The sequence below is a fragment of the Hoeflea sp. IMCC20628 genome (assembly GCF_001011155.1).
Classification (GTDB): Bacteria; Pseudomonadota; Alphaproteobacteria; order Rhizobiales; family Rhizobiaceae; genus Hoeflea.
This window is the reverse complement of sequence record NZ_CP011479.1, coordinates 2,938,358-2,963,106: the sequence shown is the minus strand read 5'-3', so window position 1 is coordinate 2,963,106 and position 24,749 is coordinate 2,938,358. Positions and strand designations below refer to the sequence as shown.

Below are 24,749 nucleotides of genomic sequence, written 5' to 3'. Positions count from 1 at the left end.
AGAAGCTGCAAAATCGGTTAGAAGGCCCCACACAACGCCGCGTGCGGCAATATTTTGAGAGGACCGGTTCCGGCCGGTAACGCGATGGCAGACGACAATTCAACATTCATCCGCGAGGTCAATGAAGATCTGCGTTCGGATTACATGAAGGCGCTGTGGAACCGGTTCCGCTTTGTCATTCTTGCCATCGCGATTGGCATTGTTGCCGTCACCGCGGGCTTGCGTGGCTGGGACTACTGGCAGAAAACAACTGCCGCCAGGTCCGGTGACGTGTTTCTTGCAGCCCTGGAAAAGGCCCGTGACGGAAACACCGATGCGGCCCTGATCGAATTCCAGGATCTCGAGAAAACTGGCTATGGTTCCTATCCGGTGCTGGCGCGTATGCGCGCAGCCACGGTGTTGGCAGACAAGGGCGATACCGCTGCGGCGATCGAAGCTTTTTCTTCTGTCGGCAAGGATGTATCGCAACCTGTCGCCATCAGGGACGCGGCGCGCCTGCGTGCAGCCTATCTGCTGATTGACACTGGCAGCTATGCCGATGTGTCGGCAGAGGTCGAAGTTCTGGCTGTTCCGGGAAATCCGGCCCGTCACTCCGCCCGTGAGGCTCTGGGGATTGCCGCCTTCAAGGCTGGCGAACTCAAACAGGCGTCACAGTGGTTTGGCGATATCGCTGTGGACAGCGAAACGCCCAACGGCATCAAGACCCGTGCCGGCCTCATGCTCGACATGATCGCCGCGCAGGGTGGCGCATCCTGATCGCTGGCGCGCTAGGGACAATGACCAGCGCATCCTTGATCCAGCGGTATCGCTTGATGCAGGATGCTCTAGACGCAAATAGATAGAGCGTCCTTTGTGCGTCCAATTGAACGCACGGCGCTCTAGGCCTTCGGGCAAGGACCATCCATGAGTATTACACTGGCTATTGTCGGACGCCCCAATGTCGGCAAATCCACGCTGTTCAACCGGCTGGCCGGCCGCAAGCTGGCGCTTGTCGACGATACGCCGGGCGTGACCCGCGACCGCCGGCCCGGCGATGCCAAGCTTGTCGACCTGCGCTTTCGCATGATCGATACGGCTGGTCTTGAAGTCGCCGGACCTGATACGCTTGAAGGCCGCATGCGCGCCCAAAGCGAGTTGGCGATGGACGAGGCTGACGGCGCGTTGTTTCTGATCGACGCCAAGTCCGGGTTGACCCCGGCCGATGAATTGCTGGCTGATATCTTGAGAAAACGCGGCAAGCCGGTGATTCTGGTCGCCAACAAGGCCGAATCCAAGGGCTCAGAATCAGGCATGTATGATGCCTACCGTCTGGGCCTTGGCGAACCCTGTCCGATTTCCGCCGAACATGGCGGCGGCATGATCGATCTGCGCGACGCCATTGTCGAAGCCTTCGGGGAGGAGCGCTGCTTCCCGTCAAAGAGCGATCCGCTCGGCGAGGCCATCACCGATGTCGACATCCCGATGCCGCGTGACGCGGAAGATGAGGATGAAGGTCCGGAGTATGACGAGTCGAAACCGCTGCGCGTTGCCATTGTCGGACGACCCAATGCCGGCAAGTCGACGCTGATCAACCGGTTTCTGGGTGAGGAGCGGCTGCTGACCGGTCCGGAGGCCGGCATCACGCGCGATTCCATTGCTGTCGACTTCGAGTGGCAGGGCCGCAAGATCAAACTCTTTGACACCGCCGGACTGCGCCGCAAGGCGCGGGTTCAGGAAAAGCTGGAAAAACTGTCGGTCGCCGACGCGCTGCGCGCCATCCGGTTTGCCGAAGTGGTGGTGATTGTTTTTGATTCGACCATTCCGTTTGAAAAACAGGATTTGCAGATCGCCGATCTGGTTGTCCGCGAAGGCCGGGCGCCGATCATTGCCTTCAACAAATGGGATCTGATCGAAAACCGCCAGGAAAAGCTCGCCGAATTGCGCGAGATGACCGACCGTCTTCTGCCGCAAATCCGCGGCATCCGTGCTGTGACCGTGGCAGGCCAGACCGGTGACGGGCTGGACAGGCTGATGGAAAACATCGGCATGGTCCACAGGACCTGGAACAAGCGGATCTCCACCGCCAAGCTCAACCGTTGGCTTGATCATACCCAAGGCCACCACCCGCCGCCGGCGGTGTCGGGACGGCGGCTCAAGCTGAAATACATGACCCAGGTCAAGTCCCGCCCGCCGGGCTTCATGATTTCCTGCACCCGGCCTGAAGCGGTTCCTGAATCCTACACCCGCTATTTGCTCAATTCGTTGCGCAAGGATTTTGACATGCCCGGAATTCCGCTGCGTGTGGTCTATCGCAGTGGCGCCAATCCCTATGCGCCCAAGGATGGCAAGACCAAGCGGGCTTCGGTGATGCCAAAAAAATCCTTGAGAGCCACCAAGTCAGGAAAACTGGCACCGAAAAAGCGGCGCGGCTAACAGGGTCCCGCTCGAAGCCGCTTCGGTCACACCTTTGAGCCCACCCGGACATCACGGATGTCCGGGTGCATATTCAGGGCCGGTTATTAACGCTCCATCAAGGTTAATGCTCCATTCTCGCAGACTGTACCGTGTATCTGTTCCCGAGTTTCGGAGTTGTTGTTTTGCGTCAGAAGCATAGTTTGCCCGGCAAAGGCCATTCCCTGCTTGGCCGTTTGTCAGCGCCCATGGTTTTCGGACTGGCGGCTTTCCTATCCACCCCATCGATGACATCGCATGCCGACATGGCCACCATGCTGGGCGGCAGCGAGGGGGCCGATGCCCGCTGGAAAACCTTTCTCACCGCTTCACCGGCCGGTTCCATCCAGGCAGCAGAGCTTGAGTTCGCAGACCCGATCCTGACCTCGTCTATTGCGTCGGGCGCCGGTGTGACCCTGCCAAATGGCGACAAGATTGCCTTCATGGGCAAGATCGGCGCCGCGGATCCCCGCCCTGATGAAGACCGTGTCACCCGGTCGCTCAAGAAGGGCCGGGTCATTACTGTGACCCCGGTACAGCCGCCCAAGGATTTTTCCGCAGGCTCCGTGCTGGAGCGGCAATCGAATCTGTTCCAGCCTTCGCTTGACATGAAGAACACCATGGCCTTCCTCAAGCCGGACATCCGTGGCCAGGAAATCAAGATCGCCAAGGCATTCTACACCACCGGCAAGCAGAAGAATGCACCACAGGTGCCGGCGATGCTCGCCAGCCTGGTGACCAACGACAACGCCGACATTCTAGCCACCGCCTACGCGCCGCCCAAGCCTGACTATGCCAAGCAGTCGCCGTTCAGCTCTGTGCTTCGTGAACAACCCACCCGCGGACGCTTCATTCCCCCGATAGGCAAATATGATCACGAGTGGGCGCAGACCGCCTTGCCCGCCGCGGCTTTCTCAGCCGCCGAGCAGCGTTGCCTGGCTGCGGGGATCTATTTCGAAGCCCGTGGCGAGAACGTCAAAGGTCAGGCCGCCGTCGCTCAGGTGATTCTCAACCGCGTGCGCAATCCGACCTATCCCAAAACGGTTTGCGGTGTGGTTTACCAGAATGAAACCTGGCGCAACCGCTGCCAGTTCTCATTTGCTTGCGACGGCATCAAGGACCGGGTCCGGTCTCCCAAACATTGGGATATGGCCGAGGAAATTGCTCTGGCGACAACTGCCGGCAAGATCTGGCTGCCTGAAGTCGGGTCCTCGACCCACTATCATGCCACCTATGTGAACCCGCCGTGGGCCCGGAAAATGCGCAAGGTCGGTCAGATCGGACTGCATGTTTTCTACATCACTTATGGCGGCGGCTGGTCCTAGGGCCGGTCAGTCCGGATTCGCGCGACATGCGTGAGTCTGACGCAGGCGGTCCGGGATTTTCTGATACTTCTGTAGGGCATCCCGGCAAGCGCACCCCAACCGACTGATAAATAAAAGAAAAAATGCCGCGCGATGATGCCTTTCCGCGCCTTGACTATAACCCGACCTAAAACTATGTTGCGCCCGACTTCAAAGCGGCCTTTTTTCGGTCGTCGCTGGCATGTCAGGAGTGCGTGTTCATGGTTGAAAAGCGCGGTACTGATGGCTCGGACAACACGAGCGCCAGTGATGAAACGGATGAAGGCCGGTTGGATAGACTAGAGGCCCGTCGTCAGCGTCTGGATGCAGACCTTCTTGTTCACCGAAAGGTGGTTCCGGAAGCAAGCTCCAACAAGGAAGCTGCGCAGGGTTATGCACTTGCGGTCAAACTGTCGAGCGAGTTCATCGCCGGCGTGATTGTCGGAGCGCTGCTGGGCTATCTTTTCGATCAGTTTTTGGGCACATCGCCCTGGGGACTGATTGTGTTTCTGCTGCTCGGCTTTTGCGCCGGGGTATTGAATGTTCTGCGCTCGACCGGCGCGGTTGCCCAGTCCACTCCGGCGGGGCGCAGCCAAACCGGGGCGGACGCGGAAGACGACGGTAAATAATGTCCGGTTGACCGGGTAACGAGAAAGAGGCGTCAGTTGGCCAACGATCCGATTCATCAGTTCCAGATCAGCAAGCTCGTCCCCATCGAGATTGGCGGACTGGACCTGTCGTTCACCAATTCCTCGCTGTTCATGGTGGCCACTGTCGCCGTCGCCGCAGGGTTTTTGTTTCTGACCACAGCCAATCGCGGACTTGTGCCGTCGCGGCTGCAGTCGATTTCCGAAATGTCCTATGAATTCGTGGCTTCGATGCTGCGGGACGGAGCCGGCGCCCAAGGCATGCGGTTCTTCCCGATGGTGTTTTCGCTGTTCATGTTCGTGCTGGTCGCCAACCTCCTGGGCATGTTCCCCTACTTCTTCACCATTACCAGTCACCTGATTGTCACCTTCGCCCTGGCGATGCTGGTGGTCGGAACCGTGGTGGTCTACGGCTTCTGGAAGCACGGTCTGCACTTCCTCAACCTGTTTGTTCCCCAGGGCGTACCCGGCATTCTGATGCCGCTGGTGGTGATGATCGAAGTGATCTCCTTCCTGTCGCGCCCGATCAGCCTGTCCGTGCGTCTGTTTGCCAACATGCTCGCCGGTCACATCACGCTGAAAGTGTTCGCGGGCTTTGTCGTCTCGCTTGGCGGCATGGGCGCGCTTGGCGTCGGTACAGCCATTCTGCCGCTGGCGATGACTGTCGCGCTCACCGGTCTCGAATTCCTCGTTGCCTTCCTACAGGCCTATGTCTTTGCGGTGCTGACTTGCATGTACCTCAACGACGCCCTGCATCCCGGCCACTAGGTTCCAATCACCGGCGGCTTGCCGCCAACCATATCGCATCCATCCCATTCTAAAGGAGTTTTATCATGGAAGCAGAAGCAGCAAAGTACATCGGCGCAGGCATCGCTTGCCTCGGCATGGGCGGCGCGGGCATTGGCCTGGGCAACATTTTCGGCAGCTACCTGGCAGGCGCTCTGCGCAATCCTTCGGCAGCTGACGGCCAGTTCGGCCGTTTGATTTTCGGCTTTGCCGTGACCGAAGCTCTGGGCATCTTCTCGCTGCTCGTCGCCCTTCTTCTCCTTTTCGCCGTCTAATCGACGAATTTGAGTTTAGGCTTGCCACGCCGGATGTCCGGCGTGGCATTTCATCTGGAGGTGACCATGTTTGTTGTGACCCCGGCTTATGCCGAGTCCAACCCCACCGAAGGGACCCATTCGGAAACAGGCGCAGTTGGTGGCGAAGCCCACGGCAGCGGCGTATTTCCGCCCTTCGATTCATCGACCTTTGCGTCGCAGCTGCTATGGCTGGCGATCACCTTCGGCTTGTTCTATCTGTTCATGTCGAGGGTCATTGTGCCCCGTATTGGCGGCATTCTGGAGCACCGGCGTGACCGGATCGCACAGGATCTCGATGAAGCAAATCGTCTGAAGGAAGAAGCCGACGCCGCTATTGCTGCTTACGAGCAGGAACTGGCGGACGCGCGCAAGAAAGCCTCCGCCATTGCGGAGACGGCGCGTGAAAAGGCCAAAGCCGCAGCCGAAGCCGAACGGGCATCCACCGAAGCCGGGTTGAGCGCCAAGATGGCCGACGCTGAAAAGAGCATCGCCGCCATCAAGACCAAGGCTCTGGCGGACGTTGACACCATCGCCGAGGAAACCGCGACGGATGTGGTCAAGCATCTTCTGGGCGGTTCCGTGACCAAAGCCGAGGTCGCAGCCGCGATCCGTGCTGCATCCGGCAAATAAGCAGGGGACTCGACCATGGACGCTACATTCTTTGCTTTAGTCGGCCTCCTCATCTTCTTGGGTATCCTCGCTTACGTGAAGGTTCCCGGGATGATCACGGGTTCGCTGGACAAGCGCGCCGACCAGATCCGCAACGAACTCGAACAGGCCAAGAAGCTGCGCGAAGAAGCTCAGCAATTGCTTGCCGAGTATCAGCGCAAGCGCAAGGAAGCTGAAACCGAGGCGGCGAGCATTCTCAGCGCCGCCGAACGCGAAGCTGCAGTCTTGCGCGAAGACGCCAAGGCCAAGACCGAAGAATACATCAGCCGCCGCACCGCGATGGCTGAACTGAAAATCAGTCAGGCAGAGACCGATGCAATCAACGAGGTTCGCGCCTCGGCGGTTGATCTGGCGCTTGTCGCGGCCGAAAAGCTGATTGGCTCGAAAGTTGACAGCAAGGTTTCCGGCGACCTGTTCAAGGGTTCGCTTGGCGATCTGAAGGCCCGGCTCAACTGAGCCGATCGACCGAGTAACAGAATTTAGGCCGGGATCGTCTCCCGGCCTTTTTCGTTTTTGGTGGGGGCAATTTGCAGACATCTGCAGCGTTAACCGGAACCGGTTCAATCCTTGCGCATCGGCCGGAAGGTCATGCGGTGCAGCGGGCAGGGGCCGTGATCTGCAATGGCCTGGAGATGCTTTGGCGCCCCGTAGCCCATGTGGCTGTCAAATCCGTAGAGCGGATGATCCAGCGCCGCGCGTGTCATCATCCGGTCCCGCGTGACTTTTGCAACGATCGAAGCTGCGGCAATCGACAGCGAGCGCGAATCCCCCTTGACCAGCGCCCGGGCCATGCAATCAAGCCCCGGAGGCACATCGCGGCCATCGACCAGTGCGAACCCGACCTTCATTGGCAGCGCGGCAAGCGCCCGTCGCATTGCAGTCAGGCTCGCCGCGCGGATGTCGGTCGCCTCGATTTCGCGGGCCGAGGCGCTGGCAAACGCCACCTGTGACGACGCCAGAATCGCTTCATACAATCGTTCACGTGTGGCCCGTTTTAACAGCTTCGAATCATTGAGGCCTTCGGGGATAGCGTTGAAATCGAGAATCACAGCCGCAGCGACAACAGGTCCTGCGAGCGGGCCGCGTCCGGCTTCGTCGATACCGGCCACAATGCCGAAACCACTTTGGACAGCATGCTGCTCAAAGCGATAATCAGGCATCGCCGGGTAATCTGGAAACAGGGAATCAGGCGGGGTACGAGCCATTGCGGCGAAACTCGCACACCCGCCTGATCCTCTGCAAGGCCCGGCGGCGGGGACGGGATGCCGCGCGGGCGCCGGACCGCCCTGTAATGGGGCGGCGGACGGTCCGGATCTGTCGCCGCGCGTGTGGATATGCGCGCGGAAATTCTCTCGAAGCCCGGAAAGCCGGGGTTGGCTTACAGCAGGCTCAACTGAACCCCTTCGCCATGCGGCGGCACGAAGTGATCGATCCGCAACGGCGATTTTCTCAAGTTCAGGCCAAGTCGCTTGGCAGTCAGCTCGAAACGGCGGCCAATTTGCCAGGCATAGGGGCCGGTTCCGCGCATCCGGGTGCCGAACTCCGCGTCATAGTCCTTGCCGCCGCGCATCGAGCGGACCAGCGACATCACGTGCCGGTAGCGATCCGGGTAATGCCGCAGCAGCCAGTCGCGAAACAGCGGACTGACTTCAATCGGCAACCGCAGCATGACATAGCCTGCTGCATCCGCGCCCGCCGCCTTGGCGGAATCGAGAATGCGCTCGATCTCGTGGTCATTGAGGCCGGGAATAACCGGTGCTGCCATCACCGAGACCGGAATGCCGGCCTCCGATAGCGCGCGGATGGTCTCCAGCCGCTTCTCCGGTGTTGACGCCCGTGGTTCCAGGGTGCGTGCCAGCTTGCGGTCAAGCGTTGTCACCGACAGCGCCACCCGGGCAAGGCCCTTCGAGGCCATGCGTGACAGGATGTCGATGTCGCGCACCACCAGTGCCGATTTGGTGACGATGCCGACAGGGTGTCCGGCCGCTTCCAGCACCTCGAGCAATTGCCGGGTGATTCGCCACTGCTTTTCGACCGGCTGGTAGGGATCGGTGTTGGTGCCGATGGCGATCGGCTGAACCTTGTAGCCCGGTTTCGACAGTTCCCGCTCCAGAAGCCGCGGCGCGTCGGGTTTGGCAAACAGTTTTGCCTCGAAATCGACACCCGCCGACAGTCCCATATAGGCATGGGTCGGCCGCGCGAAACAATAGACACAGCCATGCTCGCAACCGCGATAGGGATTGATGGAACGGTCGAAGGACAAATCCGGGGACTGGTTCTTGGTGATGATGGTACGCGGCTTTTCAATCTGCACTTCGGTCTTGAACGGCGCCAGATCCTCGAGGCTGCTCCAGCCGTCGTCAAAAACCTCACGGTTGCTGATCTCGAAGCGGCCCGACATGTTGAGCCCGGCGCCGCGACCGCGAATCCGGTCATCGGCCACGCGCATGCCGCTTGCCACAATATGCGCATCCGCTTCGCCGGCGTTCAGGCCGGGGGCGAATGCTGTCTGTTTCAACGTCGAAAGGCTCGGCATAAGACCTCCATACGCCCCGAAGCGGGGACAAAACTGCGGCTTGGCAAGGAATGGTGCCGGTTAACTGACTATATTCCTATCTGAAAAAAGAGAACGTAGCAAGAACAAAATATCGAGGCGCACCGTGAACCCGGTTCGATTTGCGTGTTCATCTGGCTGGCATCTCGTTCGTGCATGGATTAGAAGGCGCCATGATCAGCGTGTTTATTGAATGCAAGGACCAGGAAAAGGCGCTGGCGGTGACGTTGGCAGCGCTTGTCCATGGTGCCGTCGAGGGCCTCGTCGCCGAAGTGGTTATTCTGGATCGGGGCTCTTCCGACGGCACTGCCTTGCTGGCCGATGCGGCGGGATGCCGGTTTCTTGAAGATCCGGATCTGCGCGATGTCGTCGCTTCTGCGCGGGGCGACTGGCTCTTGCTGATTGAACCGGGCGCACGCCCGCTTCTCGGCTGGGTCGATCACATGGGACAGCATATGGCGGTGGCGCAGCAGGCCGCACGATTGCGTCCGTCGCGTGAATACAGACTGCCGTTTTTCAAGCGCTGGCGCCGCCGTCTGTCAGCGCTGGAGCATGGGGTGCTGATGCCAAAGCGTCAGGCGATCGCGAATGCGAAATCAGGCCATTCACTTGAAAGTCTCGGGCGTGGTCTGGCGATGAAGCGGCTCAATTGTGAAATCGTCCCGGCGGCGGTTCTGGCGCTGTCATAACACGCCGCGATTGTTCAGCCCTGAGACAGCGTCTGCGTGGCTTGGATGAACCAGCTGGGTTGTTCATCGCGCAATCGCTGTGCTGCGTCCTGTGCAGCCTCTGTGGACTGATACAGCCCAAAGCAACTCGCTCCCGACCCCGACATCCGGACAAACTGCGCGCCAGAGTCACGTACCGCAGAGAGGCAGTCCGCGATATCCGGAACCAGCTGCATCGCCGGCGACTGCAGATCATTGCGGGTTTGCGATAGCCACTCGACAAAGCGGTGCTTGTCGGTGAGCCCTTCGGGCGCGGGCAAGGGGGTATTGTCCCGGCGCTGAAGCTTTGAGAAAACAGCAGGCGTCGAGATGCCGATGCGCGGATTGACAATCACCAGGTCGAGCGCAAATCCCAGCTTAACCGGATCCAGCGCTTCGCCGATGCCGCGGGCAATCAGCGGCTGTCCGCTCAGGCACATCGGCACATCGGCCCCGAGGCCAAGAGCGATCGTCGACAGTGTTTCCGGTTCCGGTGCAAAATTCCAGATCCGGCACAGGGCTTTCAGCGTTGCTGCTGCGTCGGCTGATCCGCCGCCTATGCCCGAGGCGACGGGAAGCCGTTTGTCGAGCCGGATCTGAACCGGTGCTGCTTCCATTCCCGATCGGTGTGCCGCAGCGCGCAAGCTGTCACGGGCGCGGACGACCAGATTGCTCTGTGTATCCTCCGCCGTCAGCGCACCGGATTCAGGCCCTTCCAGGATAAACCCGTCCCGGTCCGAGAGCTCCACCGACACGAGGTCGCCGAGATCGGTAAAGACCACCAGACTTTCGATCAGATGGTAGCCGTCGGCACGCTGCCCGGTGACATGCAGCGCCAGGTTGATCTTGGCCGGCGCCTCAAGCGTGAGCATAAAGCCGCTGGTTCAAATCACTTGGCCGCGTCGTATCATCAGGTGTTCCCAGCCCGGCCCGGCGTGGATCATTCTCGACCGGTCCAAGATCGGTCTTCTTGTCGCTACCGGCCTCCTCAGATTGCGGCAGCGCCGGTGCGCCGTCCTTTGAACCGCCATTGTCGGCTGCCGGCACCGACGGATCGAGCACCGGCAAGCCTTCGCTCAGCTTGAGTTCGATCTGCGGCTTGAGGTCGGCTTCGGGTTCATTGGACAATGCGCGTTTCCACTGAAACGAGGCCTCCAGCTCACGCCCGACGCGCCAATAGGCGTCGCCAAGGTGATCATTGATTGTCGGGTCTGCCGGCTTGAGTTCGACAGCGCGCTCCAGTTCACGCACTGCGTCATCATACTGGGAAAGCCGGAAATGCGCCCAGCCGAGCGAATCGACGATATAGCCGTCATTAGGCCTCAGATCGACGGCGGCGCGGATCAGGTCCATCCCCTCTTCGAGGTTGATGTTCATGTCGATCCAGGAATAGCCCAGATAATTCATCACCTGCGGCTGTTCGGGATAGAGTTCCAGTGCGCGCTTGAAATGCGCCTCTGCCTTCGGCCAGTGCTTGAGCCGTTCATTGGCAATTCCGGCCTGGAAAAACAAGTTCCAGTCACTGCGAGTCGGCGCCGGGCCGATAACCGAGATGGCAGTCTCATAGGTGAGCGCCATTTCGACATAGTCCTTGTCCTGAGACAGAACGCTGCCATAGGCCAGGTAACTGCGGATATCCTTGGGATCGGAGTCAATGAGTGCCTTGAGATGGTCCTTGGCTTCGCCATTGCGGCCGAGATCGGCAAGTGCCAGCCCCAGTTGAAGCTCTGAAACCCGGCGCATCGGCGAGGCTTCCGGTACAGCTTCATAGATCGCGATGGCATCTTCGGCCTTGCCCAGTCGTTCTTTCAGGCCACCCAGAATCACCAGTGTCTCGGCATTTGCGGGATCAAGCGTTCTGGCGAATTGCAGATAGACGGCAACGGTCTCTTCCGCGCCATCACGGTTGAGCGCGCTGCCCAGCGTGAACAAGGCTGCCGCCGCGCCCTGCTGCGCAGTCTTCACCCCAGCCTCCGGCTTGTTACCGTCCAGGATCAGCTGTTTGAGCGCGGCAAGCGGTGCGTAGCCGGGTGAAAACTCTTCGCCCGCAGCAAGCGCATCCAAGGCAGCGCGTTGATTTCCGTTGCGTGCTTCCATTCCAGCCAGCGCCATGACGGCGCGGATATAGGTGTCGGGTGCAGCACCGCCACCCTGCGGGTCGGCAATCAGGTCGGTAAGGTGCTTCCGGGCGGCGTCCTTGTTGCCCATCGCCAGCGACATGGCACCGGCATGATAGCGGGTGAACACCGGATACCAGGGCGGACCTTCCAGCGCGAGGATCGACTTGAGGGCTGCTTCCCCCTTGCCGTCTCCGAATTCCGCCCATGATTTCAACAGCATATTAAGCAATCGGTCGATTGGATTGCTGTTGTCGGGATCGAGAAGGTTTGCCGCCTTGCGGTATTCGCGCTTGGTTGTGGCTTCGACCATCATCGCCAGACGCGAAACCTGTGCGACCGCCGGATCATCCTTCATCTCACGCGCCAGTGCGGCACCCTCTGTAAAACGGCCATCGATAAAAAGCGCCACCATCAACCGCTGCCGGACATCACTGTTTTCCGGGTCGAACTCCAGCGCCTTGCGATAATATTCGATTGCGTGGACGGTATCATTGTCGACGTCAGCCGTTTGTCCGGCCAGGAAAGCACCTGCGAAACCGAGGAAGTTGGGTTGCAGTTCTTCCACCTGCTCAGTGGCTGCCGAAGCCGCGTGGCTGGTCAGAGGAACCATCACCCCGCTCAGGGAAACAAATACACCCAGCGCTACGCTGGCCGTTAACCGGGCTGTCAAAATTCGCCGCATAAAGTCCTGCCTCATGTTCAATTTGGCCATGCTTCAGCCAGTTGCTGAAGTACAATTGCCCAACACAATGGCTTTTTTGGCGCAGGGCAGCAAGGCCGGAAGGTCCAGCCAATTCAAGACGCTTTAGCTGGCGCGGTTCACGCAAAATGCGATGACTTCCAACAGCGCTGCCTTTTCTTCGGTGTCCGGCAACGGCGCCAGCGCATCACGCGCGATGGAAGCATAATGTTCGGCCCGGGCAGTGGTGTCTTTCAGGCTGCCATATTTGGCAATCAGGCCCTTGGCCTTTTCCAGCGCTTGCTCATCGCTGTTTCCGCCCTCGATCGCGTCACGCCAGAACGCCCGTTCTGATTCGGTTCCGCGGCGATAGGCCAGCACTACGGGCAGGGTGATCTTGCCTTCGCGGAAGTCGTCGCCGACATTCTTGCCCAGGTCGTGGGCCGATCCACCATAATCAAGCACATCGTCAATAAGCTGAAACGCCAGGCCGAGATTCATTCCGTAAGACCTCAGCGCGTTGCGCTCTGCCTTGCTGACGCCGGCAATGATGGGGCCGACTTCACAGGCAGCCGAAAACAGTGCGGCTGTCTTGGATTTGATGACGGCCAGATAATCATCTTCGGTCGTTTCCATGTTCTTGGCGACCGACAATTGCAGCACTTCACCCTCGGCGATCACCGATGCGGCGGTCGACAGCACGTCCAGCGCTTCGAGCGAACCCACCTCGACCATCATCCGGAAGGCCTGTCCAAGCAGGAAATCACCGACCAGCACGCTTGCCTGATTGCCCCAGATCATCCGCGCGGTGGAACGTCCACGCCTCAGATCGCTCTCGTCAACCACATCGTCATGCAGCAGCGTCGCCGTGTGCATGAACTCCACCGAGGTGGCGAGCTTGACATGATGTTCGCCGGTGTAGCCAAACATCGTTGCCGAAGCCAGCGTCAGCATCGGCCGCAGTCGCTTGCCTCCCGAGGAAATAAGGTGGTTGGCCACCTCCGGGATCATCGCCACATCGGAGCCTGCCTTGGACAGAATCAGCTGGTTGACGCGCTCCATGTCGGCGCGGGTACTGGCAACCAGCGGTTTGACGGATGCGTCTCTTTGTTTTCCATCTTCCAGTGAAATGACTACGCCCAATGGGTCGGACTCCTGTTTTGTCTGTGTGGGCACATTATTCAGCGCGTCCCGACACGGCAAGCGGCGATTTGGCGCGGATGGGGGTTGATAACTGATACGTTCGGATCAACAAAAGATTCCTGAGGAGAAAAAATGCACGATCTCATCCGCACCAATGACCCGGTTCTGATTTCTTTTGTCGAAAGCCTGATGCGCGATGCCGGCATTGGCTGCATGGTCGCTGACAGCGGCATGAGCATTCTCGAGGGATCAGTCGGCATCATTCCCCGGCGAATTCTGGTCGATCCGCAACAGGCAGGTCAGGCCCGCCGCATCGTCATTGATGCCGGATTGGAAAACGAGCTCCGGCCCTGGATCGACAGTGACGCGGCGACCTGACCAAAACGGCGCACGGCCCGCTTCTGCAAAGTCCGAAACTGAGCCTCGGGATGACCTGGAAACCTCGGGGGCAGTCCGGGAGCCCGGTTCGCCGGACTATTCTGTTGATGCGTTCCACGATGGTGGCTTCCATCTGCTGCAGCCACTGGGGTCGGGACACCGTGCCGGGATGGATGCCATGCTGCTGGCTGCGACCGTTCCGGAAGGAGCGCGCGGAGCGCTTGCCGATCTGGGAGCGGGAGCGGGTGCTGCGGGCCTTGCCGCAGCCGCGAGATTGCCGGACCTGAGTGTGGTTCTGGTCGAACGTTCGCCCGTCATGGCGGATTTTGCACGACGGTCATTGGTACTGACCGAAAACGCCCATCTCGTGGCCCGGGCGCAGGTGATTGAGGCCGATGTCGCGCTTCACGGAAATCAGCGCCGGTCCGCCGGTCTGCCGGACTATGCCTATGAGTATGTGATCATGAACCCGCCCTTCAATTCGGGCAGGGACCGGCAGACACCTGATCCGCTCAAGGCAGAGGCCCATGCCATGGAGATCGATGATCTGTTCGAGCGCTGGCTTCGGACCGCGGGGGCGATTCTCAAACCCGGTGGCCAGGTGTCCATCATCGCCCGTCCCGAATCGGTGTCCGATATCCTGCTGGCGCTGGGCAAACGCTTCGGCGGCGTTGAAATCACGCCGGTCTGTCCGCGTGACGGCGATGATTCGATCCGTATCCTCGTCACCGCCATCAAGGGCAGCCGCGCCCGGTTGAGTTTTCGCGACCGGATTGTTGTTCACGACGGCGCGGGAAACGGTCTTTCCGAGCTGATGAAACAGTTGAGCAATGGCCAGTCCGCCTGGCCCCGTCGCATCAAGGCCAAGCCGCCAAAATAGCGTGTTCCGCAATGTCAGGATGCTTCGCGCCATTGCACTTGGGCGGAAAGTGCATACATGATTCCAAGCTTGCTCATCCCCGTGAATGCAGGCCGCTGCCAACAGGAATTTCGTTATGGTCTCTTTGAATTCATTTTTCCCGGCCCGTTTCCGCAAGGATGTGACCGTCATCCCGGTGGTGCGGCTGCATGGGGCGATCATGGCGGGCGGAAACCAGTTCCGCCAGAACCTCAACATCGCCACCGTTGCTCCGTTACTGGCGCGCGCATTTGCAGACAAGCGGGCGCCTGCGGTGGCGATCATGATCAATTCGCCGGGTGGATCTCCGGTTCAATCGCGGCTGATCTACAAGCGCATTCGCGACCTGGCCGCGGAAAAGAACAAGAAGGTGCTGATGTTTGTCGAGGATGTGGCAGCCTCCGGTGGCTACATGATCGCCTGCGCCGGAGACGAGATCATCGCCGATCCATCATCTATCGTCGGTTCGATCGGGGTGATTTCCGCCAGTTTTGGCTTCACCGGACTGATAGACAAGATCGGCGTCGAGCGCCGGGTTTATACTGCAGGCGAAAACAAGTCATTGCTCGACCCGTTCAAGCCGGAAAATCCGGAAGATATCGCCTATCTCAAGGAGCTTCAGCTCGAAATCCACAAGGTCTTCATCGATCTGGTCAAGGAAGGCCGCGGCGCGCGTCTGGGCGATGACCCCGATATGTTCACCGGAAAATTCTGGACCGGGATGCGCGGCAAGGATCTGGGTCTGGTTGATGAGTTGGGCGACATCCGCGCGGCCTTGCGCGCCCGCTTTGGCGACAAGGTCAGGATGCGGCTGGTCAGCGCCCAGCGCGGCCTGTTCGGTCGTCGTGTGCCTGGAGTCAGTGCCGGCATGGCGGCGGGTGCTATTGCAGGGATCGGCGAAGCAGGGTTGAATACGCTTGAAGAACGCGCACTTTGGTCGCGTTACGGGCTCTAGGCCTGATGCATGTCGCGTTCAACTGGATTCATTTGAGCGCGACAAGCATCAATTCAAAGATTCACAGCGTCCTGTGTGCGTCCAATTGGATGCGCGGCGCTATAGGGAGAGGACCGCAGCATGCCGCAATTCTTTTTGCTCGCCGCCGTGGGTGCGGTTGCCTGGCTCGGCTACAAGCGTTTTGTCTCCGAAGCCGAGCGTGTCAACGCAAGGGTGAGGGACGCGGAAAAGGAAACCCGAACCGGCGCCCAGGGCACGCTGATCGAGGATCCCGAAACCGGCGAGTACCGGCTGCGCAAGCCCGACGAATAGTGTCCGGCATCTGGGCTCGATGACAGGCTTGTCTGTGTCGCGGACTTGACCACACAGACCCGTCGTGGCACCTGTCGCCGCACTTTCAAGGCCGCCCTAAACGCGGCGTGATGAGACCGCGCACCATCCGGACCAAAGCCATGACCACAGCCATTCCAGATCACATGCAGCCCACCCGCTCGTTTCAGGCGCTCATCCTCGCGCTGCATCGGTATTGGGCCGATTATGGCTGCGTTGTGCTTCAGCCCTACGATATGGAAGTTGGTGCAGGCACGTTCCACCCGGCGACGACATTGCGCTCGCTCGGCCCCAAGCCATGGAACGCAGCCTATGTGCAGCCCTCGCGCCGTCCGAAAGACGGTCGCTATGGTGAAAACCCCAACCGGCTGCAGCATTATTATCAGTATCAGGTGATCCTGAAGCCCAATCCGTCCAATCTGCAGGAGCTCTATCTCGGCTCGCTTGCTGCCATCGGTGTCGATCCGCTGCTGCATGACATCCGCTTTGTCGAGGACGACTGGGAGAGCCCGACGCTTGGCGCCTGGGGGCTTGGCTGGGAGTGCTGGTGCGACGGCATGGAAGTCAGCCAGTTCACCTATTTCCAGCAGGTCTGCGGTATCGAATGCGCGCCCGTAGCCGGCGAACTGACCTACGGCCTCGAGCGGCTGGCGATGTATGTGCAGGGCGTCGATAATGTCTATGATCTCAATTTCAACGGCCGCGAAGGCGCAGAGAAGGTGACCTATGGCGATGTCTTCCTGCAGGCCGAGCAGGAATATTCGCGCTACAATTTCGAGATGGCCGACACCGCCATCCTGCTCAAGCATTTCGAGGACGCCGAAAAGGAATGCGAAGCCATCCTGAATGCCGGTGCGCCGTCCGAGCCCGGCGCGCTGCACAAATGCGTGCTGCCGGCCTATGACCAGTGCATCAAGGCAAGCCATGTCTTCAACCTGCTCGATGCCCGCGGTGTCATTTCAGTGACCGAACGCCAGGGCTATATTTTGCGCGTGCGCAACCTGTCGCGCCAATGCGGTGAAGCATTTCTGCTTACCGACGCAGGCGGTGCCAATTTCCTGCAGGCAGCCGAGTAGCAAGCGTGCACGGCTCCGGCGAGCTATCGGCTCCCTGCTTGGCAATTTTCCAGTTTGCGACTAGCCTCCGTGCTCCAAGGGGAACAAGGGCGCACAAGGCCTAATGCTGCTGTCGTCCACGGACGGGAGATGATGCGTCATGACTGCCGAAACCGCTGCTTTGGTAACGGATGCGCTCCTGCATTCCGTGCGCAACGGCCTCATGGATAAGGAATCCCTGTTCGCGCTCGAGCCTGACCGGCTTTTCTGGAGTGGAAAATCAGGCACGGACTCCGTTGCCTATGCTGATATCATATCGGTGCGTCTTACCAGCTACTCCATAAGCGCCAGAGGCAGCGAAGGAACCCATTATCAAGCCAAGGTAAGCCGTCGCGGCGGCCGATCGATTAAAATACGCTCCCACCATTACGTCAGTCTTGGCAATTACGAGAATCGGAGCGACAGTTACGCGCCCTTTATCCGCGAGCTTTGCAGGCGGATTGCATCCCATGCCCCCAAAGCCCGTTTCTTTTCCGGCAGCACAGCGCTTTGGGTTTTCTGGATTGTTGCTGCTCTGCTGTTTGTCCTTGGTGCGGTTTTCCTGGCGGCGATGGTTTACATGGGAGCGACTGCTGTCGTAATTACCCACCCCCTTGCCATGCACCACAATGTCTGAATCCATGATGATATGGATCGGACTGATTTGCAGCAGCTGAGCAAGGACGAATTGATCGAGATGGTGCTTCGGCTCCAACGGCCTGCCAAGGATTCTCGGACGTCTTCCAAGCCGCCCTCTACGGACAAGAAAGAGAAACGCGTCAACTCACGACCGGGTGGAGCCAAGCCCGGGCATGAACCCCACAATAGGGTGCTGGCGGATTTTGCCGACATGTTTCGCGATCATGAACCGACCGCCTGCAAGAGATGCGGCCATGCGTTTTCCGGTGATGATACGATGGTGCTGGCCGGGGCCTATGACGAGATCGATATTCCTGCGATCCGTCCTCATGTCACCCGGCATCGGCGTTTTTCCTGTCATTGCCCGCAATGCGGCACGACGACAAAAGCCACCGCACCTGCCGTGGCAACCGCAACGCCGTTCGGGCCAGGCATTCACGCGCTGGCGATCTACCTCAAGAGTTTCCATGCATTGTCTTACGAACGCCTGAGCGGTGTGTTCATGGATATCTTCGGCCTCCATGCGAGCGAGGGCGCGATCATGAACATGTTTGCCCGCTCCCGTCCGAGCTTCCAGGCCACAGCACAGGCCGCCAAGGCCAGCCTTCGAGCCGCCCGCGTTGTCGCCAGCGACGAAACCGGTGTGCGTATTGAGGGCACAAATGCCCAACACTGGGTTTTTCATTGCAAGGATGCCGTTGTCCACCAGCCCGATTACTCCCGTGCAGCACGGGTCGTTCACGAGACCATGGGCGGCCATGTCCCCGAGGTATGGATATCTGATCGGTATTCAGCCCAGCAATCTCACGGCCATCGACATCAAACCTGCCTTGCACATTTGGCGCGTGATACAGCCTTTGCGCTGGAACATGGCGAGGATGATCTCCCTCTTCGCTTCCAGCTTTGGTTTGGCCGTGTGTTTGATTTCGCCAGAGCCATAAGCACATTCGCTGCGTCTACCGTCGCAAGCAAGAAGCGCAAATTCGATAAACAGCTTGCCGGGCTTCTATGCGCCCCGACTTCATGCGACCTGGCCCAAAAGCTCCAGGCCAAGATCGGGCGGGCCCGCGATCAGCTGCTGACGTTTTGCGACTATCCCGGAGAAGTCGATGTCACCAACAACACATCTGAGCGAAAGCTCCGTCCATGGGTCATTCAGCGAAAGGTGACAAACGGATATCGCGCCATGTGGGCCGCCCAAGCCGAAGCGAACATACGCACGACAGTCGATACCGCACGCCTCAAAGGCGCAAACCCCTTCCAGGTCATCGCATCCGTCCTGGCATAGGCCGGTAGAAGAACCGGAAATCACGAATTCAGGGGTGGGTAATTACCTGCTGTCTTGCCCGGGATCATACTTCTATTGTTCATTGCACCCATGGTCTGGCGAGAAGTCAGCAGGGGACCGAAAACCAGCTTCGACCCGAATGAGCCGCCTATGGATCTATTGGAAGATCAATAGCTGTTTTAAAACTGCTGGACCAGTTCACGTTGCGGATATCGGTTTTGCCGTCTGACCGCGCGAACTGGACGCATGTCGGCTGCGAAAGGCCCGCTTGTCTTCGTACATGGCAAGATCCGCGCGCTTGATCATGGCTTCCATGGTTTCGCCATCCCGGCTTGTCGCCAGGCCGAAGGAAACGCTCAGCGGTGCATTGGAGTAGAACTGATTGTTGATATGCAGCAGTTCGCGGATCATCTCGACCAGCGTTTCCGCTTCTTTCCGGTCAGCACCGGGCATCAGCACAGTGAACTCATCACCGCCGATTCGTGCTGCGTGATTGGGGCGCGTCACAACTCCGTTCAGCACTTCGCCAAACCGGCGCAGCAATGTGTCGCCAGCGTCGTGCCCAAGTTGGTCGTTTGCTTCCTTGAGCCCGTTGAGATCCATGGCGATGGCCGAGACGGGCCGCAGTGATTTGCGTTCCAGCCGGTTGAGTTCGTCGGTGTAGAATGCGCGATTGTGAAGCTTGGTCAGCACGTCGTGCTTGCCCAGATATTCAAGATAGGCTTCCGCCTTCTTGCGCGCCGAAATGTCGGTGAGCGCGACCTGGACCAGCGACCAGTCCTCTTCATGGCCGGGCAGGACCGAGAAGTTGAGCAGGATGTGACGCACTGATCCATCGAGCGCATAATTGACAACCTCACGATGATGGAAAAACTTGCCATCCCAAAGGTCGATCAGTTGCTCCTTGAACGGTTTTTCCATCTCGTCGCGGAAAATATCTTCCTGGCGCTGCAACAGCGTCTGCAGGTCCGGCGCGCAGAACAGGTCCAGCGTCGCCTGATTGACATCGATGATGCGGATCTCGCTCATGCATTGACGGACAAACTCCGGATGCACATCGATGAAAACGCGGAAGTCGACAATGCCGCGATGGCGAACCTCCTCCATCAACAGCTTGATCTCGCTGAAGTCCTCAACCCAGAGTGACACCGGCGAGTGTTCAAGCAGCCCCTCGGCATATCGGCGGCTCCGGATCTCGTTGCGACGCGCATCCTCGCGCTGGGTGACGTCCTCGGTCGTCAGCAGAATGCGCTTCAGCGTGCTCTCATGGCCGGGCATGACCACGCCCTTGAGCTGGATATCCATGCGCCTTCCAGACAGCGAATAATTGATCGCGTTGCTGGAGAACTCGGTTTTCCCGTCCCACAGCTCCGTTAGCTCGTGAATGTGATTCTCAAACATCTCATTGTTGAAGATGACCGGCAGGTTATCGACGAGATGCTCAAAACTCTCCGCTTCAAACAGGTCGAGGGTTTTGGCATTCACCTGAACAACTTTGATCAGATTTGCGCACATCGCAACGCGCGCAACGTCTGCATTGAGATAGGCCCGCAGGTCCGTCACACCCTCGGCCCGCCAATGATCGAACTGCTGCTTTACGTCGCTGAAATCCTCGATCCACATCGCCACGGGTGCAAGATCGAAAACGGCGGATTCAGGATTACTCATGCTATGCCAGTCCTTGTGAAAGCAAATTCCGTCAGGCTGAGGCCACGAAAAATCTGCTTGGGTGCTGCAGATGACTATTGCGCGGCAATGGTAAAATTTTGCTTGATAAACAACTGTCGAAAGTCGGTGCGGTGTTGTTTCCTGATTTGGTGAACCCAGGTGAACACAGGCATATTGGCATTGCAACCAAGTGCCAGGCTTGAGGCTATTGTCGTGGCTTTTTCGAGCCGGTGTGCTTAAGGTTATCTCGATGCAGGTCTGGCCTGCGCATGGGAACACCAATTTATTTGAAGCCGGGAGTGGTTGCATGGGTACTTGGATTTTTTTGGCGGTGCTGGTCGGCATCGTGCTTTACGCGATTTCGCTTTACAACACGCTGGTCAAGAACCGTCAGATGGCGGGCGAAGGCTGGAGCGGTATCGACGTTCAGCTCAAGCGTCGCGCTGATCTGATCCCAAATCTGCTCGAGGCCGTCAAGGGCTACATGTCCCACGAAAAGGGACTTCTGGAAGAAGTCACCCGGCTGCGCAGCCAGGCGGTTTCCGCCAGCAGTGGTTCGCCGGCGCAGCGCTCCGGCATCGAGAGCGCGCTTAGCGGCGCACTGGGCAAGCTGATGGCGGTTGCCGAAAGCTATCCCGACCTCAAGGCCAGCGAAAATTTCAAGGAATTCCAGCAGGCGTTGGAGGAAACTGAAAACGAGATCTCGATGTCGCGTCGCTACTACAATGGCGCTGTGCGCAACCTCAATGTGTCGGTGGAAACCTTTCCCTCGACGCTGATCGCCAGGCAATTCGGCTTCGTCAAGGCCGAGTATTTCGAGATCGAGGACGAGGGCGACCGCGCGGTTCCGACGGTTAAATTCTGACCCTGCCCAAGCGGCAGACCGGTTCGAGAATGAGATATGAAAACTGAAAAACTGACGATCGTGCCACCAAGGCATGTTCTTTCGGGCGTGGTCAATCCTCCGGGATCTAAGTCGATCACCAATCGCGCCCTGTTGCTGGCTGGTCTCGCCAATGGCACCAGCCGGCTCACAGGCGCGCTCAAGAGCGATGACACCCGCTATATGGCCGAGGCATTGCGCGCCATGGGTGTCGGCGTTGAAGAACCGGAAGACACGGTCTTTGTCGTGACCGGGAATGGCGGCCTCAGCGCCCCCGCTGCTCCGCTGTTTCTTGGCAATGCAGGTACGGCGGTACGGTTTCTGCCCGCCGCCATTGCAGCGCTTGTCACTGGTGAGGTGATTGTTGATGGCGATGAGCACATGCACAAGCGGCCCATCACCCCGTTGGTGACCGCGCTGACATCGCTTGGCGTTGATATCGAGGCGCCCACGGGCTGTCCGCCGGTAACCATTCGCGGCACTGGCGGCTTTACCTCGCATCACGCCGTCATCGACGCCGGGTTGTCGAGCCAATATGTCTCCGCGCTGCTGATGGCCGGACCTTGCGCGGGCAAGCCGTTCATTGTCGAACTTGCCGGCGATGACATCGGCGCGCGTGGTTATATAGATCTGACGCTCGCGGCGATGCGGGCATTCGGCGCCACCGTCGAACAGGTCACGCCGGCAAACTGGCGGATTGAACCAACCGGTTACCGCGCTGCTGATTTTCATATCGAGCCGGACGCCTCGGCCGCCACCTATCTGTGGGGTGCCGAAGCACTCACCGGCGGCCATATTGATATCGGCACCCAGGCTGCGGATTTCACCCAGCCCGATGCCACGGCCTTCGAGGTGATTTCTGCCTTTCCCGACATGCCCGCCGTGATCGACGGTTCGCAGATGCAGGACGCCATTCCCACCATCGCGGTTCTTGCCGCGTTCAATCGCTCACCGGTGCGCTTCGTCGGCATATCCAATCTGCGCGTCAAGGAATGCGACCGGGTGCGCGCGCTGTCGCTGGGTCTCAATGCCATCCGTCCAGGGCTCGCCCGCGAGGAGGGAGATGATCTCATCGTCAATGGCGATCCGGCTCTGGCCGGCCAGACATTGCCGGCCGACATCGACACCTTTGCCGATCACCGGATTGCCATGAGCTTTGCGCTTGCCGGTCTGAAAATTGACGGCATTACCATTCTTGATCCGAGATGCGTCGGCAAGACCTATCCCGGCTACTGGGATGCGCTGGCCTCTCTTGGGGTCACATACAGGCAGGATATTCCGCGATGAAATCGATTTTGACCGCCATTTCCGCATTGTTGTTCGCGCTCATGATGACGGGCGGATCTTTGGCGCGGGAAGAAATCCGCAACTTCCAGGCCGACATCGAAGTTCGGGCCGACGCATCGATCGAAGTCACCGAGACCATCACCGTCAATGCGGAAGGAATCGACATCCGCCGCGGCATCTATCGCGACATCCCGCTACGCACGCTGGATGACTGGGGCCTGTGGGCGGAAAATGGCTTCGATCTCATCGAGGTTCTGCACAATGGCCAGCCGGTGCCTTACAGCACCGAATGGCAGGGCCGCTTTTTCCGTATCTATATCGGCGACGAAGAAGTCTATATCCCGCGCGGCGAACACACCTACACGATCCGCTATGTGACCACGAAGCAATTACGATTCTTCGATGGTTATGACGAACTCTACTGGAATGTGACCGGCAATTTCTGGACCTTCCCGATTCTATCGTCTGTCGCCACGGTGCGCTTGCCCGAGGGCGTCCGCGCTGAACAGCTGGAAGCCTATACCGGAGGATTCGGAGATACCGGAAAAGACTACGTAGCGTCCGGCGAAGGCCGCTCGGAAGTCCGCTTCGACATGACAAAAACGCTGGGCCCCGAACAGGGCATGACCATCGCGGTCGGCTTCACCAAAGGCGTGGTCACGCCGGATGCCGAAGGCGAAGGGATGCTGGGCAGCAATGCCGGGATATTCCTGTTGCTGCTGGGCTGGCTCGCAGTGCCGGTCTATTTCCTGTTCGCCTGGAACAAGGTCGGTCGCGATCCGCCGTCTCCTCCGGTGATTCCGTTGTTCCATCCGCCGGAAAAACTGTCGCCCGCTGCCTTGTCCTTTGCGCATTTCAACGGCTTCAAGACCGGCAAGAAGGGCGTCGGTCTGCCGTTCATCGCAGCGCTTTTGTCGCTTGGTGTGAAACGGTTCCTGCGCATTGAAGAAGATGCAGGCGGTACCGTCACGCTGCTGCGTGGAACCGCTGCAGACCAGCCAAACCCGCCGGCTCTGCCCGGCGGCGAGAATGCGCTGTATTCCGGCCTGCTGAAGAACCGCGAGGAAATGATTCTCGACAAGCAAAATGGCCCGGCGCTGCAAAGCGCCGTCACCAGTCTGCGCTCTGCGATTTCTGCGGAGTATCAAGGCAAATACTACAAGTCCAATATCGGCTGGTACATTCCAGGCGCTATCCTCGCCATTGCCACCTTCATCATCGGTCTGGTGCTTCAGGACCCGCCGGAGGATGGCATGCTCTATCTCATTCCGGTGGTGATGACGTCGCTGTTTGGCGGCGGTATGTGGATAGCCGGACGTTCCTTGTTCAAGGAGCGAGGAACCGGGAGCCGGATCATGGGCGGAATCCTGATCGTGATCGGCGCCGGCGTTTTTCTGATCGGGTTCGTCGTTGTGTCTGTCCCCAGCGATTTGCCGGTCTACCGTCTGGCTGCTATCCTGCTCATAATCGGCATTGTCGTCATGATTATGATGACTTGGCTTCTGGGCGCACCGACCCCGATTGGCGCCAAGGTTCTGACCGACATCAAGGGTTTCAAGCTCTATCTCGAAACGGCTGAAACCAATCGGCTGAACATGCGTGATGCGCCCGAAATGTCGGAAGAGCTATTCGAGCGGTTTCTGCCCTATGCAGCGGGCCTTGGGGTCGAAAAACCCTGGTCGGAAGCCTGGGCCGCGCAACTGGCCCGCATCGCGCCCGATCGTCAGAACGACTATCAGCCGCAATGGTATCACGGCAATTCCTGGTCGCCGGGCAATATAGGTGCTGCCGCAGCATCTTCGGTTGCGGCCGTGTCCGCAGCCATGGCTGCCTCTATGCCTGCACCCAAAAGCTCATCCGGCTCCGGCGGTGGTGGGTCTTCCGGCGGCGGCGGTGGCGGTGGCGGTGGCGGCGGCTGGTAGGCCGCCCCGGCGAGCGATAAGGTGCGCGCGGTC

At 59.3% G+C, this 24,749-nt stretch carries 25 protein-coding genes; 19 read left to right on the top strand and 6 right to left on the bottom strand.

What is annotated here, in order from left to right:
- Window positions 1-84 precede the first annotated feature (84 nt).
- From IMCC20628_RS14115 to IMCC20628_RS14080, 8 genes are all read left to right on the top strand, one after another.
- Window positions 85-756: a tetratricopeptide repeat protein gene (locus tag IMCC20628_RS14115; protein WP_047030742.1), complete on the top strand. Its 672-nt coding sequence runs from the start codon at window positions 85-87 to the stop codon at window positions 754-756.
- A 147-nt stretch (window positions 757-903) separates the two neighbouring features.
- Window positions 904-2,412: a ribosome biogenesis GTPase Der gene (der, locus tag IMCC20628_RS14110; protein ID WP_047030741.1), complete on the top strand. Its 1,509-nt coding sequence runs from the start codon at window positions 904-906 to the stop codon at window positions 2,410-2,412.
- Between the two features lie 227 nt (window positions 2,413-2,639).
- Window positions 2,640-3,755 carry a cell wall hydrolase gene (locus IMCC20628_RS14105; RefSeq protein ID WP_082128333.1) on the top strand — a complete coding sequence of 372 codons (1,116 nt, stop codon included), beginning with the start codon at window positions 2,640-2,642 and terminating at the stop codon, window positions 3,753-3,755.
- 239 nt (window positions 3,756-3,994) lie between these two features.
- On the top strand, window positions 3,995-4,402 hold the full coding sequence (locus tag IMCC20628_RS14100) for an AtpZ/AtpI family protein (RefSeq protein ID WP_082128141.1): 408 nt from the start codon (window positions 3,995-3,997) through the stop codon (window positions 4,400-4,402).
- 36 nt (window positions 4,403-4,438) lie between these two features.
- The gene (locus IMCC20628_RS14095; protein ID WP_047030739.1) at window positions 4,439-5,188 is read left to right on the top strand and encodes a F0F1 ATP synthase subunit A; all 750 of its coding nucleotides are present in this window, start codon (window positions 4,439-4,441) and stop codon (window positions 5,186-5,188) included.
- Window positions 5,189-5,253: 65 nt separating this feature from the next.
- A complete protein-coding gene (locus tag IMCC20628_RS14090; RefSeq protein ID WP_045648097.1) occupies window positions 5,254-5,481 on the top strand; it encodes a F0F1 ATP synthase subunit C in 228 nt (75 codons plus the stop codon).
- 66 nt (window positions 5,482-5,547) lie between these two features.
- The gene (locus IMCC20628_RS14085; RefSeq protein ID WP_047032590.1) at window positions 5,548-6,132 is read left to right on the top strand and encodes a F0F1 ATP synthase subunit B; all 585 of its coding nucleotides are present in this window, start codon (window positions 5,548-5,550) and stop codon (window positions 6,130-6,132) included.
- A 15-nt stretch (window positions 6,133-6,147) separates the two neighbouring features.
- Window positions 6,148-6,627 carry a F0F1 ATP synthase subunit B gene (locus tag IMCC20628_RS14080; RefSeq protein WP_047030738.1) on the top strand — a complete coding sequence of 160 codons (480 nt, stop codon included), beginning with the start codon at window positions 6,148-6,150 and terminating at the stop codon, window positions 6,625-6,627.
- A gap of 104 nt (window positions 6,628-6,731) precedes the next feature.
- On the opposite strand, the gene IMCC20628_RS14075 is transcribed toward IMCC20628_RS14080, so the two are convergent.
- Complete coding sequence (locus IMCC20628_RS14075; protein WP_047030737.1) at window positions 6,732-7,376, bottom strand: ribonuclease HII; 645 nt, start codon at window positions 7,374-7,376, stop codon at window positions 6,732-6,734.
- A gap of 173 nt (window positions 7,377-7,549) precedes the next feature.
- A complete protein-coding gene (locus IMCC20628_RS14070; protein ID WP_047030736.1) occupies window positions 7,550-8,707 on the bottom strand; it encodes a PA0069 family radical SAM protein in 1,158 nt (385 codons plus the stop codon).
- Between the two features lie 191 nt (window positions 8,708-8,898).
- Between IMCC20628_RS14070 and IMCC20628_RS14065 the strand changes: the two genes are divergently transcribed.
- Window positions 8,899-9,414 carry a glycosyl transferase gene (locus IMCC20628_RS14065; protein ID WP_047030735.1) on the top strand — a complete coding sequence of 172 codons (516 nt, stop codon included), beginning with the start codon at window positions 8,899-8,901 and terminating at the stop codon, window positions 9,412-9,414.
- 14 nt (window positions 9,415-9,428) lie between these two features.
- On the opposite strand, the gene IMCC20628_RS14060 is transcribed toward IMCC20628_RS14065, so the two are convergent.
- The 3 genes from IMCC20628_RS14060 to IMCC20628_RS14050 form a co-directional block, all read right to left on the bottom strand.
- Window positions 9,429-10,304, bottom strand: a complete 876-nt coding sequence (locus IMCC20628_RS14060) for a 4-(cytidine 5'-diphospho)-2-C-methyl-D-erythritol kinase (protein WP_047030734.1) — start codon at window positions 10,302-10,304, stop codon at window positions 9,429-9,431.
- Window positions 10,291-12,162, bottom strand: a complete 1,872-nt coding sequence (locus IMCC20628_RS14055; RefSeq protein ID WP_245307782.1) for a tetratricopeptide repeat protein — start codon at window positions 12,160-12,162, stop codon at window positions 10,291-10,293. The genes IMCC20628_RS14060 and IMCC20628_RS14055 overlap by 14 nt, the downstream gene beginning before the upstream one ends.
- Before the next feature lie 195 nt (window positions 12,163-12,357).
- Window positions 12,358-13,374, bottom strand: a complete 1,017-nt coding sequence (locus tag IMCC20628_RS14050; protein ID WP_047030733.1) for a polyprenyl synthetase family protein — start codon at window positions 13,372-13,374, stop codon at window positions 12,358-12,360.
- Window positions 13,375-13,506: 132 nt separating this feature from the next.
- On the opposite strand from IMCC20628_RS14050, the gene IMCC20628_RS14045 reads away from it, so the two are divergent.
- The 7 genes from IMCC20628_RS14045 (at window position 13,507) to IMCC20628_RS14015 (ending at window position 18,956) form a co-directional block, all read left to right on the top strand.
- Window positions 13,507-13,752, top strand: coding sequence for a DUF2007 domain-containing protein (locus IMCC20628_RS14045; protein WP_047030732.1), 246 nt, complete (start codon window positions 13,507-13,509; stop codon window positions 13,750-13,752).
- Window positions 13,753-13,807: 55 nt separating this feature from the next.
- Entirely contained in the window at window positions 13,808-14,632 is an 825-nt protein-coding gene (locus IMCC20628_RS14040; RefSeq protein WP_047032588.1) for a methyltransferase, read from the top strand.
- A 115-nt stretch (window positions 14,633-14,747) separates the two neighbouring features.
- On the top strand, window positions 14,748-15,605 hold the full coding sequence (locus tag IMCC20628_RS14035) for a S49 family peptidase (protein ID WP_047030731.1): 858 nt from the start codon (window positions 14,748-14,750) through the stop codon (window positions 15,603-15,605).
- Window positions 15,606-15,725: 120 nt separating this feature from the next.
- Window positions 15,726-15,917 carry a hypothetical protein gene (locus IMCC20628_RS14030; protein WP_047030730.1) on the top strand — a complete coding sequence of 64 codons (192 nt, stop codon included), beginning with the start codon at window positions 15,726-15,728 and terminating at the stop codon, window positions 15,915-15,917.
- A 140-nt stretch (window positions 15,918-16,057) separates the two neighbouring features.
- On the top strand, window positions 16,058-17,011 hold the full coding sequence (locus IMCC20628_RS14025) for a glycine--tRNA ligase subunit alpha (protein WP_047030729.1): 954 nt from the start codon (window positions 16,058-16,060) through the stop codon (window positions 17,009-17,011).
- Between the two features lie 139 nt (window positions 17,012-17,150).
- The gene (locus IMCC20628_RS14020) at window positions 17,151-17,666 is read left to right on the top strand and encodes a hypothetical protein (RefSeq protein ID WP_047030728.1); all 516 of its coding nucleotides are present in this window, start codon (window positions 17,151-17,153) and stop codon (window positions 17,664-17,666) included.
- Window positions 17,667-17,678: 12 nt separating this feature from the next.
- Window positions 17,679-18,956, top strand: coding sequence for an IS66 family transposase (locus IMCC20628_RS14015; RefSeq protein ID WP_047029005.1), 1,278 nt, complete (start codon window positions 17,679-17,681; stop codon window positions 18,954-18,956).
- Window positions 18,957-19,154: 198 nt separating this feature from the next.
- On the opposite strand, the gene IMCC20628_RS14010 is transcribed toward IMCC20628_RS14015, so the two are convergent.
- Window positions 19,155-20,624, bottom strand: coding sequence for a sensor domain-containing diguanylate cyclase (locus tag IMCC20628_RS14010; protein WP_047030727.1), 1,470 nt, complete (start codon window positions 20,622-20,624; stop codon window positions 19,155-19,157).
- Window positions 20,625-20,931: 307 nt separating this feature from the next.
- Here IMCC20628_RS14010 and IMCC20628_RS14005 point away from each other — a divergent pair, with 307 nt between their 5' ends.
- From IMCC20628_RS14005 to IMCC20628_RS13995, 3 genes are read left to right on the top strand one after another with little or no spacing between them, the layout of a single operon-like run.
- The gene (locus IMCC20628_RS14005; RefSeq protein WP_047030726.1) at window positions 20,932-21,489 is read left to right on the top strand and encodes a LemA family protein; all 558 of its coding nucleotides are present in this window, start codon (window positions 20,932-20,934) and stop codon (window positions 21,487-21,489) included.
- A gap of 36 nt (window positions 21,490-21,525) precedes the next feature.
- A complete protein-coding gene (gene aroA, locus IMCC20628_RS14000; RefSeq protein WP_047030725.1) occupies window positions 21,526-22,794 on the top strand; it encodes a 3-phosphoshikimate 1-carboxyvinyltransferase in 1,269 nt (422 codons plus the stop codon).
- The gene (locus tag IMCC20628_RS13995; RefSeq protein ID WP_047030724.1) at window positions 22,791-24,716 is read left to right on the top strand and encodes a DUF2207 domain-containing protein; all 1,926 of its coding nucleotides are present in this window, start codon (window positions 22,791-22,793) and stop codon (window positions 24,714-24,716) included. Before aroA ends, IMCC20628_RS13995 begins: the two co-directional genes overlap by 4 nt.
- The last annotated feature ends 33 nt before the right edge of the window (window positions 24,717-24,749 follow it).

Bases quoted from the DNA above. Each gene is read 5' to 3' on its own strand.
- IMCC20628_RS14115 (WP_047030742.1), top strand. From the start codon at position 85: ATGGCAGACGACAATTCAACATTCATCCGCGAGGTCAATGAAGATCTG.
- der (WP_047030741.1), top strand. From the start codon at position 904: ATGAGTATTACACTGGCTATTGTCGGACGCCCCAATGTCGGCAAATCC.
- IMCC20628_RS14105 (WP_082128333.1), top strand. From the start codon at position 2,640: ATGGTTTTCGGACTGGCGGCTTTCCTATCCACCCCATCGATGACATCG.
- IMCC20628_RS14100 (WP_082128141.1), top strand. From the start codon at position 3,995: ATGGTTGAAAAGCGCGGTACTGATGGCTCGGACAACACGAGCGCCAGT.
- IMCC20628_RS14090 (WP_045648097.1), top strand. From the start codon at position 5,254: ATGGAAGCAGAAGCAGCAAAGTACATCGGCGCAGGCATCGCTTGCCTC.
- IMCC20628_RS14085 (WP_047032590.1), top strand. From the start codon at position 5,548: ATGTTTGTTGTGACCCCGGCTTATGCCGAGTCCAACCCCACCGAAGGG.
- IMCC20628_RS14080 (WP_047030738.1), top strand. From the start codon at position 6,148: ATGGACGCTACATTCTTTGCTTTAGTCGGCCTCCTCATCTTCTTGGGT.
- IMCC20628_RS14075 (WP_047030737.1), bottom strand. From the start codon at position 7,376: ATGGCTCGTACCCCGCCTGATTCCCTGTTTCCAGATTACCCGGCGATG.
- IMCC20628_RS14070 (WP_047030736.1), bottom strand. From the start codon at position 8,707: ATGCCGAGCCTTTCGACGTTGAAACAGACAGCATTCGCCCCCGGCCTG.
- IMCC20628_RS14065 (WP_047030735.1), top strand. From the start codon at position 8,899: ATGATCAGCGTGTTTATTGAATGCAAGGACCAGGAAAAGGCGCTGGCG.
- IMCC20628_RS14060 (WP_047030734.1), bottom strand. From the start codon at position 10,304: ATGCTCACGCTTGAGGCGCCGGCCAAGATCAACCTGGCGCTGCATGTC.
- IMCC20628_RS14055 (WP_245307782.1), bottom strand. From the start codon at position 12,162: ATGGTTCCTCTGACCAGCCACGCGGCTTCGGCAGCCACTGAGCAGGTG.
- IMCC20628_RS14045 (WP_047030732.1), top strand. From the start codon at position 13,507: ATGCACGATCTCATCCGCACCAATGACCCGGTTCTGATTTCTTTTGTC.
- IMCC20628_RS14035 (WP_047030731.1), top strand. From the start codon at position 14,748: ATGGTCTCTTTGAATTCATTTTTCCCGGCCCGTTTCCGCAAGGATGTG.
- IMCC20628_RS14030 (WP_047030730.1), top strand. From the start codon at position 15,726: ATGCCGCAATTCTTTTTGCTCGCCGCCGTGGGTGCGGTTGCCTGGCTC.
- IMCC20628_RS14025 (WP_047030729.1), top strand. From the start codon at position 16,058: ATGACCACAGCCATTCCAGATCACATGCAGCCCACCCGCTCGTTTCAG.
- IMCC20628_RS14020 (WP_047030728.1), top strand. From the start codon at position 17,151: ATGACTGCCGAAACCGCTGCTTTGGTAACGGATGCGCTCCTGCATTCC.
- IMCC20628_RS14015 (WP_047029005.1), top strand. From the start codon at position 17,679: ATGGATCGGACTGATTTGCAGCAGCTGAGCAAGGACGAATTGATCGAG.
- IMCC20628_RS14010 (WP_047030727.1), bottom strand. From the start codon at position 20,624: ATGAGTAATCCTGAATCCGCCGTTTTCGATCTTGCACCCGTGGCGATG.
- IMCC20628_RS14005 (WP_047030726.1), top strand. From the start codon at position 20,932: ATGGGTACTTGGATTTTTTTGGCGGTGCTGGTCGGCATCGTGCTTTAC.
- aroA (WP_047030725.1), top strand. From the start codon at position 21,526: ATGAAAACTGAAAAACTGACGATCGTGCCACCAAGGCATGTTCTTTCG.
- IMCC20628_RS13995 (WP_047030724.1), top strand. From the start codon at position 22,791: ATGAAATCGATTTTGACCGCCATTTCCGCATTGTTGTTCGCGCTCATG.